General features: G+C 60.7%; 14 protein-coding genes. 11 read left to right on the top strand and 3 right to left on the bottom strand.

Going from position 1 to position 17,769, the window contains the following annotated elements:
- Positions 1-7: 7 nt before the first annotated feature.
- Positions 8-1,063 carry a biotin synthase BioB gene (bioB, locus tag BLW11_RS06030; protein WP_048361150.1) on the bottom strand — a complete coding sequence of 352 codons (1,056 nt, stop codon included), beginning with the start codon at positions 1,061-1,063 and terminating at the stop codon, positions 8-10.
- Positions 1,064-1,150: 87 nt separating this feature from the next.
- Between bioB and BLW11_RS06025 the strand changes: the two genes are divergently transcribed.
- The 5 genes from BLW11_RS06025 to rarD all read left to right on the top strand — a co-directional run bounded on the left by BLW11_RS06025 (position 1,151) and on the right by rarD (position 6,874).
- Entirely contained in the window at positions 1,151-1,891 is a 741-nt protein-coding gene (locus tag BLW11_RS06025; protein WP_048361151.1) for a ComF family protein, read from the top strand.
- Between the two features lie 57 nt (positions 1,892-1,948).
- Entirely contained in the window at positions 1,949-2,713 is a 765-nt protein-coding gene (locus BLW11_RS06020; RefSeq protein ID WP_048361152.1) for a TOBE domain-containing protein, read from the top strand.
- A gap of 105 nt (positions 2,714-2,818) precedes the next feature.
- Positions 2,819-4,720, top strand: a complete 1,902-nt coding sequence (locus BLW11_RS06015) for a PhoX family protein (protein WP_048361153.1) — start codon at positions 2,819-2,821, stop codon at positions 4,718-4,720.
- 88 nt (positions 4,721-4,808) lie between these two features.
- Complete coding sequence (locus BLW11_RS06010) at positions 4,809-5,783, top strand: serine/threonine protein kinase (RefSeq protein WP_048361154.1); 975 nt, start codon at positions 4,809-4,811, stop codon at positions 5,781-5,783.
- Between the two features lie 203 nt (positions 5,784-5,986).
- The gene (gene rarD / locus BLW11_RS06005; protein WP_048361155.1) at positions 5,987-6,874 is read left to right on the top strand and encodes an EamA family transporter RarD; all 888 of its coding nucleotides are present in this window, start codon (positions 5,987-5,989) and stop codon (positions 6,872-6,874) included.
- A gap of 3 nt (positions 6,875-6,877) precedes the next feature.
- On the opposite strand, the gene BLW11_RS06000 is transcribed toward rarD, so the two are convergent.
- Positions 6,878-7,396 carry a glycine cleavage system transcriptional repressor gene (locus BLW11_RS06000; RefSeq protein ID WP_048361156.1) on the bottom strand — a complete coding sequence of 173 codons (519 nt, stop codon included), beginning with the start codon at positions 7,394-7,396 and terminating at the stop codon, positions 6,878-6,880.
- Positions 7,397-7,833: 437 nt separating this feature from the next.
- Between BLW11_RS06000 and BLW11_RS05995 the strand changes: the two genes are divergently transcribed.
- Positions 7,834-10,011 (top strand): malate synthase G, encoded by a 2,178-nt coding sequence (locus BLW11_RS05995; protein WP_048361157.1) that lies wholly within the window; start codon positions 7,834-7,836, stop codon positions 10,009-10,011.
- A gap of 72 nt (positions 10,012-10,083) precedes the next feature.
- On the opposite strand, the gene BLW11_RS05990 is transcribed toward BLW11_RS05995, so the two are convergent.
- The gene (locus BLW11_RS05990; RefSeq protein ID WP_048361465.1) at positions 10,084-10,524 is read right to left on the bottom strand and encodes a response regulator; all 441 of its coding nucleotides are present in this window, start codon (positions 10,522-10,524) and stop codon (positions 10,084-10,086) included.
- Between the two features lie 292 nt (positions 10,525-10,816).
- On the opposite strand from BLW11_RS05990, the gene BLW11_RS05985 reads away from it, so the two are divergent.
- From BLW11_RS05985 to BLW11_RS05965, 5 genes are all read left to right on the top strand, one after another.
- The gene (locus BLW11_RS05985) at positions 10,817-12,751 is read left to right on the top strand and encodes a putative nucleotidyltransferase substrate binding domain-containing protein (protein ID WP_048361158.1); all 1,935 of its coding nucleotides are present in this window, start codon (positions 10,817-10,819) and stop codon (positions 12,749-12,751) included.
- Complete coding sequence (locus BLW11_RS05980; protein WP_048361159.1) at positions 12,748-13,458, top strand: 3'-5' exonuclease; 711 nt, start codon at positions 12,748-12,750, stop codon at positions 13,456-13,458. Before BLW11_RS05985 ends, BLW11_RS05980 begins: the two co-directional genes overlap by 4 nt.
- Positions 13,459-13,674: 216 nt before the next feature.
- Positions 13,675-14,193 (top strand): RNA polymerase sigma factor, encoded by a 519-nt coding sequence (locus BLW11_RS05975; RefSeq protein WP_048361160.1) that lies wholly within the window; start codon positions 13,675-13,677, stop codon positions 14,191-14,193.
- Positions 14,190-15,167, top strand: coding sequence for a FecR domain-containing protein (locus tag BLW11_RS05970; protein ID WP_048361161.1), 978 nt, complete (start codon positions 14,190-14,192; stop codon positions 15,165-15,167). Before BLW11_RS05975 ends, BLW11_RS05970 begins: the two co-directional genes overlap by 4 nt.
- 90 nt (positions 15,168-15,257) lie before the next feature.
- The gene (locus tag BLW11_RS05965) at positions 15,258-17,672 is read left to right on the top strand and encodes a TonB-dependent receptor (RefSeq protein WP_048361162.1); all 2,415 of its coding nucleotides are present in this window, start codon (positions 15,258-15,260) and stop codon (positions 17,670-17,672) included.
- The last annotated feature ends 97 nt before the right edge of the window (positions 17,673-17,769 follow it).

Here is a 17,769-nt window from a genome sequence, read left to right as displayed (position 1 = left end):
GCAGGTGTTAAACCGCAGCGTTATAGAACTGCTCGCTGGATTTCTGATCTCTCAGCGCGTGCTCGATAACCGCCTGATGCACCTCGTCGGCGTGCTCTTCGCGGGCTTCGGGCAAGATGCCCAGGCGCGCAAACAGCTGCATGTCCTTGTCTGCCTGAGGGTTGGCCGTAGTCAGCAGTTTGTCACCGTAGAAAATCGAGTTGGCCCCGGCAAAGAACGCCAGCGCCTGCATTTGCTCGTTCATCGCCTCACGCCCGGCCGACAGGCGCACATGGCTCAAAGGCATCATGATCCGCGCCACCGCCAGCATGCGGATGAAATCAAACGGGTCGATATCTTCGGCGTTTTCCATCGGCGTACCGGCCACTTTCACCAGCATGTTGATCGGCACCGACTCCGGATGCTCTGGCAGGTTGGCCAGTTGGATCAGCAGATTGGCGCGGTCATCCAGCGACTCGCCCATGCCCAGAATTCCGCCGGAGCAGATCTTCATCCCGCTGTCGCGCACGTAGCTCAGGGTTTGCAGGCGTTCGCTGTAAGTACGGGTGGTGATGATGCTGGTGTAAAACTCGGGCGAGGTGTCGAGGTTGTGGTTGTAGTAATCGAGACCCGCGTGGGCCAGTGCAGCGGTCTGATCCTGATCCAGCTTGCCAAGGGTCATACAGGTTTCCAGGCCCATGGCCTTCACCCCTTTGACCATCTCCAGCACGAAGGGCATGTCTTTGGCTGACGGGTGCTTCCAGGCCGCGCCCATGCAAAAGCGGGTGGCGCCAATGGCCTTGGCCCGCTGCGCCTCTTCCAGCACCTTCTGCACCTGCATCAACTTCTCTTTAGCCAGGCCGGTGTTGTAGTGGCCCGACTGCGGACAATATTTGCAATCTTCCGGGCAGGCGCCGGTCTTGATCGACAACAGCGTCGAAACCTGTACCCGGTTGGCATCGAAATGCTTGCGGTGAACGGTCTGCGCGTCGAAAAGCAGGTCATTGAAAGGCTGGGTAAACATCGCCCGGACCTCGGCTAAAGACCAATCATGTCGCAAGTTGGCAAGGCTGCTGGCGCTCATCGGCGTTTCTCTTGTTTATGCTTTGACTAGAACCCGAGGCAAACACCTCAGATACGGCACGGATGCCGGCATGTTTAAGGATGTGACATGAACTGTCAACCACAATGGATTAAGCAGGTTTACATCTGGCTATTAAACAACCAATCGTGTTTATTGTGTGATGACCGTTGCTGCACACCACGCCCCCTGTGCGTCGCCTGCGAGCTGGAGTTACCGTGGCTGGGCGACCATTGCCAGCGTTGCGCCTTGCCACTGCCGATGGCCGGCCTTACTTGTGGCCATTGCATCAAGCAGCCTCCCGCCTACCAGCGTGTGTATGCACCCTGGGTGTATGGTTTTCCGGTCGACAGCTTGATCATTCGCTTCAAGCACCACAGCAAGTGGCCTTATGGACGACTGTTAGCCGAACTTCTCTGCCAGTCGCTGCTCGATAGCTTCAACTCCGGCAACCCCCAACCCGACTTTCTCCTCCCGGTGCCCCTGTCCACTGCGCGTCTGCGTCAGCGCGGCTACAACCAGGCCGCCATGCTCGCCCAGTGGCTCAGCAGCACACTGAACATCCCTCGACGCGAGCACTGGCTGCTGCGGACTCAAGACACCGCCGCCCAGCAGACGCTGGACGCCAAAGCCCGTAAACGCAATTTGCATCAAGCCTTCAGCCTTGCGCCGGGCCTGCAAGTGCGCGGGTTGCACCTGGCCCTGGTCGATGACGTGCTGACCACAGGCGCTACCGCCGAAAGCCTGGCCCGTCTGCTCATCAAGGCCGGAGCGCGGCGGGTCGACGTGTACTGCCTGGCCCGCACCCCAAAACCTGACGGGCCACCTTGACGCCACACAGTCGAGCAGGCACTTTCCGGGCACGTCCCGCCTTGCGAACCTGCCACCATGCACCTGCCCACCTTGCTTGCCCAACACATCGTCCGCCGCCCGCAACGTATCGCCCTGTTGCAGCACATTGCCGAGCAGGGCTCGATCACGGCGGCGGCAAAAAGTGCAGGCATCAGCTACAAGGCCGCATGGGATGCGATCGATGAACTGAACAACCTGGCCCAAACCCCTTTGGTGGAACGCAGCATCGGCGGCAAAGGCGGAGGCGGCGCCCGGTTGTCCCTTGCCGGTGAACGGGTACTGCGCCTGTATCAACGCTTGCAGATATTGCAGAGCCAGGTGCTGGACGCCGCCGAAGACAGCGAAGACCTCGACCTGCTGGGCCGCCTGATGCTGCGCACCAGCGCCCGCAACCAATTGCACGGCACCGTCATTGCCATCCACGGCCATGGCCACAACGACTTGGTCCAGCTTGAGCTCCCCGGCGGCCTGACCCTGCACGCACAAATTACCCGCGATAGCACCCAGCGCCTGGAACTGGCCATTGGCAGCCCGGCGGTGGCGCTGATCAAGGCCGGCTGGCTGCAACTGATGGGCGCCGGACAGCCAGAAAGCCCCGAGCACAATCAGCTGGGCGGGCAAATCGAGCAGATCCTGCATACCGACAATGGCCCCAGCGAAGTTCGCATCAGCCTGCCCAGCGGCCAGACCCTGTGCGCCCTGACCGAGCCGCAACATCTGGATACACAAGGGCTGGGCGTTGGCAGCGCAGTGAGCGTGCAGTTCCCGCCGTCGCTGGTGCTGCTCGGCACAGCGCTCTGAACCTGTGAGCCTGCTCCAGCAGTGTGGGTGCCCCGATTTCTGAAACATCACTGTCATACCCGCTGCTTATGGTGACTGCCAAAACCGTCCTGAGCAGAGCCCGCCATGAGCCTATTAGAAGAAAACCAGCCCACCGACCTTGAGCAGATCATAGGCCTCAGTCGACGTGGTTTTATCAGTGCTGGCGCCTTGTGCGGTGCAGCGATGTTTCTGGGCGGCGGCCTGCTGAGTCGCAGCGCCCTGGCCACCGGCGTGATGAACGCCAACAGCACGTTGCTGGGCTTCGACAGCATCAGCGCGGCCACTGCCGACACCATCACCCTGCCGCCCGGCTACCGTTCCTCGGTGCTCATCAGCTGGGGCCAGCCGCTGCAAACCGGCGGCCCGGCGTTTGACCCTTCCGGCAACGGCACCGCCAGCGCCCAGGAAGTGCAGTTTGGCGACAACAATGACGGCATGAGCCTGTTCGCCTTCGCAGATGATCCGAACCGCGCCCTGATGGCGATCAACAACGAATACACCAACTATCGCTACCTTTACCCCCATGGCGGCTCGCCGGCCTCTGCGCAAGAGGTGCACAAGGCCCAGGCCACTGAAGGCGTGTCAGTGATCGAGATCCAGCGCAAAGGTGACGGCTGGCAGTTCGTGCAGGGCTCACCCTTCAACCGGCGCATCCACGCCAACACGCCGATTCGCCTCAGCGGGCCCGCAGCCGGGCACGCCTTGCTGCGCACCCAGGCCGACAGCAGCGGTACCCGCGCGCTGGGCACCTTCCAGAACTGCGCAAACGGCAAGACCCCGTGGGGCACCTACCTGACCTGCGAAGAGAACTTCACCGATTGCTTCGGCAGCTCTGATCCCAAGCAGACCTTCGACGCCGCGCAAAAACGCTATGGCGCCGTCGGCGCCAGCAAAGAGATCAACTGGCACCAGCACGACCCGCGCTTCGACCTGGCGGTCAATCCCAACGAACTCAACCGCCACGGCTGGGTAGTGGAAATCGACCCGTTCGACCCGCTTTCAACACCGGTAAAACGCACCGCACTGGGCCGTTTCAAACACGAAAACGCCGCCTTGGCCGAAACCGGCGACGGCCATGCCGTGGTCTATATGGGCGACGATGAGCGCGGCGAGTTTATCTACAAGTTCATCAGCCGCGACAAGATCAACCACCAGAACCCCAAGGCCAATCGCGACCTGCTGGACCACGGCACGCTCTATGTGGCGCGCTTTGACGGTGGCGACAGTAACCCTGATCGTCCCAAGGGGCACGGCCAGTGGATTGAACTGACCCATGGCAAAAACGGCGTTGATACCGGCAACGGGTTTGCCAGCCAGGCCGAAGTGTTGATCCACGCACGAATGGCCGCCAGCGTCGTCGGCGCCACCCGCATGGACCGCCCGGAATGGATCGTGGTCAGCCCCAAGGACGGCCAGGTCTATTGCACCTTGACCAACAACGCCAAGCGCGGCGAAGACGGGCAACCGGTCGGCGGCCCCAACCCCCGCGAGAAAAACGTCTACGGGCAAATCCTGCGCTGGAAAACCCGCAACGGTGATCATGGCGCAGACACCTTCGACTGGGACCTGTTTGTGGTGGCCGGCAACCCGACGGTTCACGCCAGCCAACCCAAGGGCGGCTCGGCCAACATCACGCCACAGAACATGTTCAACAGCCCGGACGGCATGGGGTTCGACGACGCCGGACGCCTGTGGATCCTGACCGACGGCGATTACAGCAACGCCGGCGACTTTGCCGGCATGGGCAATAACCAGATGCTCTGCGCCGACCCGGCCAGCGGTGAAATCCGTCGTTTCATGGTCGGCCCGGTTGGCTGCGAAGTCACCGGCATCAGCTTCTCGCCTGACCACAAAACCCTGTTTGTCGGCATTCAGCACCCGGGTGAAAACGGCGGGTCCACCTTCCCCGAGAACCAGCCCAACGCCAAGCCGCGCTCCTCGGTCGTGGCCATCAGCCGCGAAGACGGCGGCATCGTCGGCGCCTAGCGCGTACCCTATTCAATCGCCCTCAGCCACCCGGTCTGCGTTAACATGCATGGCCGGACGCGGCAGCCTGCTGCGCGCAGGAGTCAGCATGTCTCATCCGTTTGCAACACTTACCCCTGATCTGGTGCTCGACGCCGTCGAGAGCATCGGTTTCCTGAGCGATGCCCGCGTGCTAGCGCTCAACAGCTACGAAAATCGCGTGTACCAGGTCGGTATCGAAGACTCGGAACCGCTGATCGCCAAATTCTACCGGCCACAGCGCTGGACCAACGAAGCCATCCTCGAAGAACACCGTTTCACCTTCGAACTGGCCGAGCTTGATGTCCCGGTGGTCGCACCCATGATTCACAACGGTGAAAGCCTGTTCGAACACGCAGGCTTTCGCTTCACCCTGTTCCCACGCCGTGGTGGCCGAGCACCGGAGCCGGGCAATCTCGACCAGCTGTACCGCCTCGGGCAACTGCTCGGCCGCCTGCACGCCGTGGGCGCGACCAAGCCGTTCGAGCATCGCGAAGCACTGGGCGTGAAAAACTTCGGTCACGATTCGCTGACCACCCTGCTTGAAGGCAACTTCATTCCGCGCAGCCTGCTCCCGGCCTACGAGTCAGTTGCCCGCGACCTGCTCAAGCGCGTTGAAGACGTGTATGCCGCCACCCCGCACACCAACATCCGCATGCACGGCGATTGCCACCCCGGCAACATGATGTGCCGCGACGAAGTGTTCCACATCGTCGACCTCGACGACTGCCGCATGGGCCCTGCCGTGCAGGACTTGTGGATGATGCTGGCCGGTGACCGCCAGGAATGCCTGGGCCAGTTGTCTGAACTGATGGACGGCTACAGCGAGTTCCATGACTTCAACCCCCGTGAGCTGGCGTTGATTGAGCCGCTGCGCGCCTTGCGCCTGATGCACTACAGCGCCTGGCTGGCCCGCCGCTGGGACGACCCGGCCTTCCCCCACAGCTTCCCGTGGTTCGGCAGCGAGCGGTATTGGGGCGACCAGGTACTGGCGTTGCGCGAACAACTGTCGGCCCTCAATGAGGAACCGCTGAAACTGTTCTGACCCCACCCTGTAGCCGCTGCCGAAGGCTGCGATAAGGACCGCAGGCCCTTCAAAACCCAAGGGCTGCTGCGCAGCCCATCGCAGCCTTCGGCAGCGGCTACAAAACATTTGCGCGAACCACCGCAAAACACGACACATCTGCAAAACCTGCTTACACTCTCGGTCTCTTCTGTACCCGTTAGTTGCCTAAGCAAGGACTCTGCATGCAAGCCGCCAACCCGCGTCGCGGGTATATTTTAGGCCTCACCGCCTATGTCATCTGGGGCATCTTCCCGCTCTACTTCAAACTGCTGGCCAGCGTCCCGGCCGCTGAAATCATCGTGAACCGGGTGCTCTGGTCCGCGTTGTTCGGTTCGCTGTTACTGCTCGTGTGGAAGCACCCCGGCTGGTGGCAAGAGCTGCGCGACAACCCAAAACGGATTGGCGTGCTGACCATCAGCGGCCTGCTGATCGCCGTCAACTGGCTGACCTACGTGTGGGCGGTGAACAACGACCGCATGCTCGAAGCCAGCCTGGGTTACTACATCAACCCGCTGGTGAACGTGCTGCTCGGTATGTTGTTGCTGGGCGAACGCCTGCGCCGCCTGCAGTGGATTGCCGTGGGCCTGGCCGCCGCCGGCGTGGCGCAACAGGTGTGGCAAGTCGGCAGCCTGCCGTGGGTCTCGCTGGTCCTGGCGCTCAGCTTTGGTTTTTACGGACTGATCCGCAAACAGGCGCCGGTCAAGGCGTTGCCGGGGCTGGTAGTCGAAACCTGGATTCTGGTGCCGGTCGCCATTGGCTGGTTGCTGATGCATCCCGAAGCCAACAGTGCCCATGCGGCATTCTGGAGCACCTCGCAAGCCTGGTTACTGGTGGCCGCAGGCCCGGCCACGCTGATACCGCTGGTGTGTTTCAACGCCGCTGCACGGCATTTGCCCTACACCACCTTGGGCTTTATGCAGTACATCGCACCGACGCTGGTGTTGATTCTGGCGATATCGGTGTATGGCGAGCACCTGTCCGAAAGTACCCTGCTCGCCTTTGCGTTTATCTGGGCCGGCCTGGTGGTGTACAGCCTCGATGCCTGGTTCAGCATGCGCCAGCGCGGCTGAACCCTACTCCTCGGTGCTGAACTTAAGATCAACCACCAGTTCATCCGCCAGGGTTTCCAGGCGCTTCTGCAGTACATCCAGAGACAAGGTCAGGGGCACTGCCAAAATCGCCTCGGCATGAAACAGCGGCTCGTTGCTCATCGGCGCGGGCCGCACATCGGTCACCAGCCGCTCCAGGTTCACCCCCTGCTCCGTCAGTACCCGGGTAATGTCGCGCACAATGCCGGGGCGGTCGTTGCCCACCAGTTCCATGGCGATGGGCTTCCAGGTGCAGGATTGCTCGATGCCGCTTTCGGCAATCAATACCCGAATCCCTTCTTTGGCCAGACTGTGCAGCGCATCGACCAGCTCATCATGGGCTTCGGCAGGCACGCCTACGCGCAGAATCCCGGCAAATTGCCCTGCCATCCGCGACATTCGACTCTCCAGCCAATTACCGCCATGCTCGGCGATGCACTGAGCAATGCGCTCGACCTGCCCGGCCTTGTCCTGGGCAAAGACCGTTATCACAAGATGGTTCATGGCGGGGGTCTCTCTTATTAGGGGGGTCGGGTGAGTATAGGCCGCTATGCAATACCTGTAGCCGCTGCCGAAGGCTGCGATGGGTTGCGAAGCAGCCCTGCGGTTTAAAGGCCCTGTGGTCCTTATCGCAGCTTGCGGCCGCGGCTACAGAAACAAATTGTGTACTGTTTTTAGAATTATCTGGAACAACCTGCATGTTTCTTGAGAACATCTGGTTCTTCTGCGTGACCGATAGCGTAAAAATGGTCGCAGAACGACGTGATTAGTCTGATTTTCACATCTGCAATTGATCATGTAGTATGCCTCAGCGACCACTACATAATTTGCAACATGGTCCGCCAAGGCGTCTGCTACACCCCGCACAACCCCGCCAGCATGAGCCACGCGGTGTTTTAAGAAGCGCTCCAGGCTTTAAATAAAAATGAGTGAGGCAAGCAATGACTGAACACGTTCACGTCGGTGGCCTGCAGGTCGCCAAAGTCCTGTTCGACTTCGTAAACAACGAAGCTATCCCCGGTACCGGCCTCACCGCCGATCAGTTCTGGGCCGGTGCCGACAAGGTCATCAATGACCTGGCACCCAAGAACAAAGCACTGCTCGCCAAACGCGATGATTTGCAGGCGCGGATCGACGCCTGGCACCAGGCTCAGGCCGGCAAGGCCCATGACGCCGTGGCTTATAAAGCCTTCCTCCAGGACATCGGGTATCTGCAGCCAGAAGCCGCAGATTTCCAGGCAACGACGCAAAACGTCGATGACGAAATCGCCCGCATGGCAGGCCCCCAATTGGTGGTGCCGGTGATGAATGCGCGCTTTGCCCTCAACGCCTCGAACGCCCGCTGGGGCTCGCTGTATGACGCGTTGTACGGCACCGATGCCATCAGCGAAGCCGATGGCGCCGCCAAGGGCAAAGGCTACAACAAGGTCCGTGGCGACAAGGTCATTGCCTTCGCCCGCGCCTTTCTCGACGAAGCTGCACCTCTGGTCAGCGGGACTCACGTTGATTCAACCGGCTACGCCATCGTTGGCGGCGCCTTGCAGGTCACCCTCAAGGGTGGCGCCAGCACCGGCCTGCGCGACACCGCGCAACTGATCGGCTACCACGGATCAGCCGCTGCACCGACCGCCGTGCTGCTCAAGCACAACGGCCTGCATTTCGAAATCCAGGTCGACGCCGCAAGCCCGGTTGGCCAGACCGACGCAGCAGGCGTCAAAGACGTGCTGATGGAAGCGGCCCTGACCACCATCATGGACTGCGAAGACTCGGTTGCTGCCGTCGATGCTGACGACAAAGTGGTGATCTACCGCAACTGGCTCGGCCTGATGAAGGGTGACCTCAGCGAACAGGTGTCCAAGGGCGGTGAGACCTTCACCCGCACCATGAACCCGGATCGCGAGTACACCGCGCCAAACGGCGGCACCGTCAGCCTGCACGGCCGTTCGCTGCTGTTCGTGCGTAACGTTGGCCACTTGATGACCATCGACGCGATCCTGGACAAAGACGGCAATGAGGTGCCTGAAGGCATTCTCGACGGCCTGCTGACCAGCCTGGCCGCGATCCACAGCCTTAACGGCAAGGCAACGCGCAGCAACAGCCGCACGGGCTCGGTCTACATCGTCAAACCGAAGATGCATGGCGCTGAAGAAGCCGCGTTCACCAACGAGCTGTTCGGCCGCATCGAAGACGTGCTCAAGCTGCCACGCAATACGCTCAAAGTCGGGATCATGGACGAAGAGCGCCGCACCACGATCAACCTCAAGGCGTGCATCAAGGCCGCCAGCGAGCGTGTGGTGTTTATCAACACGGGCTTCCTGGACCGCACGGGCGACGAGATTCACACCTCGATGGAAGCCGGGCCGATGGTGCGCAAGGCGGACATGAAAGCCGAGAAGTGGATTTCGGCCTACGAAAACAACAACGTTGATGTCGGATTGAGCACCGGCCTGCAAGGCCGTGCGCAAATCGGTAAAGGCATGTGGGCCATGCCCGACCTGATGGCCGCCATGCTGGAGCAGAAAATCGCTCACCCGCTGGCCGGTGCCAACACCGCCTGGGTGCCATCGCCGACTGCCGCTGCGTTGCACGCACTGCATTACCACAAGGTTGACGTGTTCGCCCGTCAGGCCGAACTGGCCAAGCGCGCCCCGGCCTCGGTCGACGACATCCTGACCATCCCGCTGGCCGTTAACCCGCAGTGGACGCCGGAGCAGATCCAGAACGAACTGGACAACAACTCCCAGGGCATTCTGGGTTACGTCGTGCGCTGGATCGACCAGGGCGTGGGTTGTTCGAAGGTTCCGGATATCAACGACATCGGCCTGATGGAAGACCGTGCCACGCTGCGTATCTCCAGCCAGCACATCGCCAACTGGATGCGTCACGGCATCGTCAGCGAAACCCAGGTCATGGAAAGCCTCAAGCGCATGGCGCCGGTGGTCGACCGCCAGAACGCCAACGACGCGCTGTACCGTCCATTGGCGCCAGACTTCGACAGCAACATCGCCTTCCAGGCGGCGGTCGAACTGGTGATCGAAGGCACCCGGCAGCCTAACGGCTACACCGAGCCTGTGCTGCACCGTCGTCGTCGTGAATTCAAGGCCAAAAATGGCCTGTGAATAACGCCAAACGGTAACTAACAAAAAGCCCCGGTTTCCGGGGCTTTTTTGTATCTGCCAGCGGCAAACTGGCTAGATATTCAACTCCTTGCGGATCAGCGTCAGCAACTTGTCGGTATCGATCGGTTTAAGCAGAAAGTCCACCACACTCAGGTGCATCGCATCGATGGCATCACGCACACTCGCATCCCCCGACATGATGATCACCGGCAAGGCCGCCCGCTCTGATTCGCGCACTTTGCGGATCAGGTGCAAGCCATCGTGGGGCTGCATGCGCAGGTCGGTGAGCATCAGGTGAATCGGCTTGCCTGACGCCAGAAGCGCCAACGCCTGCGCTTCATCACACGCCTTCAGGCATTCGATTGCGTTCAGTTCCAAAAACTCGGCCAACAGATCACGGGCCAATGGATCGTCATCAACAATCAACACACAGGGCGAGGACGATTCAGACGTCTGCATCACCTCTTGTAGGGCCGCGCGCTCGGCGTCGGTCAAAATGTCATGTTCAGTCATACGTTTCTCAAATACATCCATGTAGGTGAAATTTCCCACCGGTGTACTCCGTTATTCCCACCGTGCGCCAATGTGCACGGTGGCGCATCTATTTCCAAGCCTTGCCGTACAACATTGTACAAAAATCATATCCGGCTTTTAGAAAGCATCAATAGAGCGCGGCCCCATAGACTTACGTCCAATGGGCACCCGCGCGCAGACCGCCGAGCATGAGGGATAGAAATACGCCATGGGGCCCTGCCCTGTCCGGTCATAACAACAACGGTTCACAACCAACAACGCGGTAACAGCAATGAGCAAATCGGATGCGTTTCTCCAGGCAGGGAAAACCGCGGTGCTGCAGAACATTCACGGCACCATGCAGTTTTTGCAGCGATTCCCGCCCTTCAACCAAATGGAAAACACTCACCTGGCTTACCTGGTCGAGCAGTGCCAACTGCGCTTCTATGCCCCGGGCGAAAGCATCATCCGACCGACGGACGGGCCGGTGGAGCACTTCTATATCGTCAAGCAGGGCCGTGTGGTGGGCGAACGTACCCACACCGGCCGCGAGGCCGCGCAGACCACCTTCGAGATCACTGCCGGCGAGTGCTTCCCCCTTGCCGCGTTACTGGGCGAGCGCGCCACCCGCACCGAACACCGAGCTGCTGAAGATACGTTTTGCCTGCAACTGAACAAATCCGCGTTCATCAAACTTTTTGCCCTGTCCGATGAATTCCGCGACTTTGCCTTGCGTGGCGTCAGCAGCCTGCTCGACAAGGTCAATCAACAGGTCCAGCAAAAAGCCGCTGAAACCCTGGGCACCCAGTATTCGCTCAATACGCGTCTGGGTGAACTGGCCATGCGTCACCCCGTGACCTGCGCACCGAGCACCGCACTGCGCGAAGCCGTAAGCCTGATGCATGAACAGCAAGTGGGCAGCATCGTCGTTGTCGACGACCACAAGGCCCCGCTGGGGATCTTTACCCTGCGCGACCTGCGCCAGGTGGTGGCCAATGGCATTGAGGATTTCTCCCAGGCCATCGAGCTGCACATGACCCCCGAGCCGTTTTACCTGAGCCCCGATCACAGCGCCTTCGACGCGGCCATCGCCATGACCGAGCGGCACATTGCACACGTCTGCCTGGTCAAGGATCAGCGCCTGTGCGGCGTGGTGTCAGAACGAGACCTGTTTTCCCTGCAGCGGGTCGATCTGGTCCATTTGGCGCGCACCATCCGCCACGCGCCACGGCTGGACACCCTGATCAACCTGCGCGGCGAAATCGGGCAACTGGTAGAGCGCATGCTGGCCCATGGCGCGTCCTCCACACAAATCACCCACATCATCACCCAACTCAACGACCACACCGTATGCCGGGTGATCGAGCTGGTACTGGCCGACAAGGGCGACCCGGGTGTGCCGTTCACCTGGCTGTGTTTTGGCAGCGAAGGGCGACGCGAGCAAACCCTGCATACCGACCAGGACAACGGCATCCTGTTCGAAGCCAAGGACGCCACCCAGGCAGCGGAGATTCGCCAGCGCCTGCTGCCCATCGCACAACAGATCAACCATCACCTGGCAGCCTGCGGTTTCACCCTGTGCAAGGGCAACATCATGGCCGGCAACCCCGACCTGTGCCTGTCACGTACCGAATGGGCGCGCCGTTTTGCCGCCTTTATTCGTGAGACCTCACCCGAAAACCTGTTGGCATCGAGCATCTATTTCGACCTGCGCGTGGTCTGGGGCGATGAGCAGGGGTGCGCGCAACTGCGTCGCGGCATCCTTGAACAGGTGGCCGACAACCGTCTGTTCCAGCGCATGATGGCCGACAACGCATTGCGCCATCGCCCGCCCGTGGGGCGTTTCCGTGAGTTTGTGCTGGAGCGCAAAGGCAGTGACAAAGCCACCCTCGACCTCAAGGTCCAGGGCCTTACGCCTTTCGTTGACGGTGCCCGCTTGCTGGCGCTGGCCAACGGGGTCGAAGCCAACAACACGCTTGAGCGCCTGCGCCAACTGGTCGCCCTCGAAGTGATCGAGCCGCTGGACGGCGCCGCGTATGAAGAGGCCTACCACTTTATCCAGCAGACCCGCATGCAGCAGCACCAACTGCAGACCCGGGAAAACCGTCCGTACTCCAACCGAGTCGACCCGGACAGCCTGAACCAGCTGGACCGGCGCATCTTGCGTGAAGCCCTGCGCCAGGCCCAGCGCCTGCAAAGCAGCCTGGCCCTGCGGTATCAGCTATGAGCCTGCTGTCATGGTTGTTGCCGCGCAAAAAACCGGTGCTGAGCCCTGAGCAGCAACAACACCTGCTGCAACTGCCGCCCGCATCGGGGTTGAGCGACACCACACTGCGCAAGCAGCGCTGGGTCGTGGTTGACCTGGAAACCAGCGGCCTGAACCTCAACCGCGATCAAGTGCTGTCGATTGGCGCGGTGGTGATTGAAGATGGCGCGATCGACTTGGGCCAGGCGTTTGAACGCACCTTTCTGCGCCCGGACGCCCCCCTCAACCCCAGCGTGCTGCTGCATGGGCTGGGGCCCGCCGCCATTGCCGCGGGCAGCGATCCGGCAGATGCCCTGCTCGATTTCATGGCCTTTGTTGGTGACAGCCCTCTGCTGGCGTTCCATGCGCCGTTTGACCAGCACATGCTTACCCGCGCCCTTAAAGAAAGCCTGGGCTACCGTCTGCAACACCCGTTCCTGGATGTAGCCGCACTGGCCCCGATGCTTTGCCCGCAGGTCAATTGGCGGGACGCCGGGCTGGACCAGTGGATCAACCACTTCAGCCTCCAGATCGAAGACCGCCACAACGCCAGCGCCGACGCCCTGGCCACTGCCGAACTGGCGTTGATCCTGTTCAGCCGCGCCCGCGCCCAGGGCATCGACAGCCCACAGACCCTGCAACAACGGTTGAACCAGTGGCAGCGGCGCAAGCAGGTGCACAGTTTTTAAATGACACACGCCCTGTAGCCGCTGCCGCAGGCTGCGATTGAGCCCGAAGGGGTCATGCCTTTCAAAGAGCGAAGGTCCTGCGGCCCTTATCGCAGCCTCCGGCAGCGGCTACAGGCTCTTTGCCTCCATCCGATGAGCGTCAATTGCGTAGGACCATTCCCTCTGACACAATCGCGAATAATTATCGTTAGTTAAAACTTGCAGTTGGTGAAGTCTTTGTCGTCAGTCCAAAACCCACACAGTGAGCTGGTTGGAGCGCTTTATCGCGACCATCGCGGCTGGCTGCTGTCGTGGTTGCGGCGCAACGTGGCCTGCCCGCAGCGGGCTGAAGACCTGAGCCAGGACACCTTTTTGCGCCTTCTGGGCCGCACCGAACTGCAAGCCCCCCGCGAGCCCCGAGCCTTTTTGGCGGCCATCGCCAAAGGGCTGCTATTTGACTACTTTCGCCGCGCCGCACTGGAGCAGGCCTGGCTCAACGAACTGATGCTGATCCCCGAGGCCGAGCAACCCTCGCCCGAAGAACAGCAACTGATCCTCGAAGACCTCAAGGCCATCGACCGCCTGCTGGGCAAGCTGTCCAGCAAGTCCCGCGCAGCCTTCCTCTATAGCCGCATCGACGGCCTGACCCACGCTGACATCGCCGAGCGCCTGGGCGTATCGGTGCCCCGCGTGCGCCAGTACCTGGCCCAGGGCATCCGCCAGTGCTACATCGCGCTGTATGGCGAGCCGACATGAAGCCGGTCAGCTCGAAACCGGTCTCGGCCCAGGTGCTGGACGCCGCCATCGCATGGCAGCTGTGCCTGGATTGCGGCAATGGCAGCGCCGTGGAGCAGGCCGAATTCACCAAGTGGTACAGCGCCAACGACGAACACGCCCGCGCCTGGCTGCAACTGGGCATGCTCGACCACCGATTCAGCACCGCCAGCGTCCCGGCACGTAATGCCTTGCTCAAAGCCCGCACCGGCGTGCAGGAACGGGTGCGCAAAATCGGCAGCGGCCTGGCCAGTGTCGCTCTGGCGTGCGGGCTGGCGTTGTTTGCCGGCAAAAATTACCTGCCGGTCGATTACTGGATGGCCGACCAACGCACCGCCACCGGTGAACAGCGCCAGTTGCGACTGGCGGATGGCACGCTGCTAAACCTCAATACCCACAGCGCAGTCGATGTGCGGTTTGATGACACGACCCGGCGAATCATCCTGCAAGAAGGCGAAATCATGGTTGAGACCGGCCATGGCGATCCCCGACCGTTTATCGTACAAACCCGCGATGGCAGCCTGCGGGCATTGGGCACACGGTTCATGGTCAAGCGCGAAGACGACGGCACGCGCCTGAGCGTGCTGCAATCGCGGGTCGAAGCGCACCCTGAAAACAGCGTCGAGCTGACCGTGTACAACGAAGGCCAGCAAGTGCTGATGCACCGCGACCGGCTTGGCCAGATGCTGGCCGTCAGCCCCGGGGCCGACGCCTGGACACGCGGCATGCTGGTACTCGACAACGTGCGCCTGGCCGACATGGTCAGCGAACTCAATCGCTACCAACGGGGACACCTGGGCGTAGACCCCGAAGTGGCCGACCTGCGCATCACCGGCAGTTTCCCGCTGAACAACATCGAACTGGCGCTCAATGCCCTGATACCGACCTTGCCGGTACAGATCCAGCAGCGCACACCGTGGTGGGTCACTGTCAGCCCCAAGCCTTTGGCGAACTGAATCTAAATTATTTTCAATCAGCCCTATCACTTTTCATATCTCATCCGGCAGATAGGCATTGAGAAACATTTCCATTCAGGAACCCGCCGAATGTCCCGCACCCTCGACACGTTTTTGCGCCCCAGCCTGTTAGCCGTCGCCATTGCCCTCAGCGCCCCGCTGACCAGCACCCTGCTGATCGCGGCCGAGCAGGCATCGTCTGCGCGCAGCTACAACCTGCCATCCGGACCTTTGGCGGCCACCCTGAACCAGATTGCCAGCCAGGCCGGCATCACCCTGGCCATCAACTCGTCCCTGCTGGCGGGCAAAACATCGGCGCCGGTCAACGGCCAGCTCGAAGCCACAACGGCACTGCGCGAAGCGTTGCGGGGGAGTGGGTTGCAGTTGCAACAGAGCGGCAGCGGCAGTTACACCCTGGTGCCCGTGGTTGAAGGTGCCTTGACCCTGGGCGACGTGAACATCAACGCCAGTGCGGTGGCAGAAGGCTCGGAAGCGGCCGGTTACGTCAGCGAAAACCTCAGCAACGTCGGCGCTCTGGGCGGGATGAAGCTGCAAGACACGCCGTACTCCATGAGCGTCACCTCCCAGGCCCTGCTCAAAAACATGCAGGCCACCTCACTGGACGACGTGTTCAAGCGCAACCCGTTCACTCAGATGTTTTCCCCCACCGGTGCGGGCTATGCCAGCGCAGTGAACATTCGCGGCTTCAGTGGCGCAGGCAACCTGAACATTGCCAACGACGGTTTGCGTTTTTCCACCCTCGCCGATGCGGGCAACTACCTGGAAGAAACCGAACAACTGGAAGTTATCACCGGCCTTACCGGTTTTTTGTATGGCCCCGCCTCACCCGGCGGCTTGGCCAACTACGTGCTTAAACGCCCAACCTACGAAAACTATCGCAGCGTGACCCTGGGCAATGCCGGTGGTGAGAACTATTACTTGCACGGCGACTTCGGCGGCAAAATCGACGATGAAGGCAAATTCGCCTATCGCCTGAACTTGCTGACTCAAGACGGCGAAACCGCCATCGACATGCAGAAGCGTCGCCGCGAGCTGATCAGCCTCGCCGTGGACTGGAACGTCAGCGACGACCTGCAAATCCAATTCGACGCATCGCACAAGAAAACCCAGATACGTGGGCTAACCAGCTATTGGTACTTTGGTGACCAAGCTCTGCGTCCACGGGCTTCGCAGCTCGACAACAACAAGCTGTACAGCCAAAAATGGTCGTTTTCGGATAACGAAACCGACAAGGGCGGTGTCCGGGCCAAGTGGCGCCTGAACGACACCTTCACCCTGCGCGGGGCTTTTGCCACCCAAAAGTTCACCGAAGAAAACACCTACACCGGCCCGACAGTCTCCAGCCCCGGGGTTTACACCCAGCCGCTGTACGCCTTCGCGCCGATTGAACATGTCGAGAACTCCGCCTACCTGTTCCTGGATGCCGCCTTTGCGACAGGTTCTATTGGCCACAAGATGACCTTGGGCTATCAGGGTAATAACTCGCGAATTCGTCAATACGAAGACCATGTTCCCAGCTCACCTCCGCAATACGTCGACGTGGGCGGCGGCGCCTTGCCGTTTGGCAGCAGTGAGCAAGTCGGCAAACCCAGCTACTCGATCGGCAATGGCAATCAGCGGCTGGCGAGCACCTCCGAAACCAACAACTTCCTGATCGGCGATGTCATCACGTTCAACGATCAATGGTCGAGCATCCTCGGCGTGACCCGCACCCAGATCAAGTCTTACGCCAATGACTTCATCTACTCCACGCCTGAGAAGAAAACCCGCTACGACGAGAGCAAAACTTCGCCCAGCGTATCGCTTATCTACAAACCTGTGCCTTGGCTGACCACCTATGCCACTTACATTGAAGGGCTACAAGCAGGTGGAACGGCTCCTTGGAACGCAATCAACGCAGGCGAAATATTTGCGCCCCAAGTCAGCAAGCAATACGAAGTAGGCGCCAAGGCCACCGTGGGCGAAACACTCTTTACCCTGGCCTTGTTCAACATCGAAAAGCCTAACGGTTTCCTCAACGAAACGATGACCTACACCGAAAGCGGCAAGCAGGTGAACAACGGACTGGAGTTCAGCGTAACCGGCAAGGTCACACCAGAGTTGACGGTGGTAGGCGGTTTTACCCTGCTTGATCCGAAGGTCAAGGACGCCGACTCCAAGGCCAACGATGGCAACGCCCCGGTGGATGTGGCCAAACAACTGGCCAAGGTCTACGCCGAATATGACATCAATACCGTCCCCGGCCTTGCGCTGACTGGTGGCGCGTTCTACACCGGCAAGCAATACACCGACGTCGCCAACGACTACCAACTGCCGTCGTTCACCACCTTCGATGCCGGTGCGCGTTACCGCATGAAGATTTCGGAAAACGATCTGACCTTGCGCATGAACGTCAGCAACCTGGCCAACAAAGAATATTGGCTCAACAGCCATTACATTGGCGACCCGCGCACCGTGCAATTTTCGGCGCAGCTGGAGTTCTAAACCACTCTGTTGAAATGTCCCCCGTGGGAGCGAGCCTGCTCGCGATGCAAACAACTCGGTGTACCTGACAAACCGGGGGAGATGCTTTCGCGAGCAG

Source organism: Pseudomonas deceptionensis (assembly GCF_900106095.1).
GTDB lineage: Bacteria > Pseudomonadota > Gammaproteobacteria > Pseudomonadales > Pseudomonadaceae > Aquipseudomonas > Aquipseudomonas deceptionensis.
This window is presented reverse-complemented; position numbering and strand designations above follow the sequence as displayed.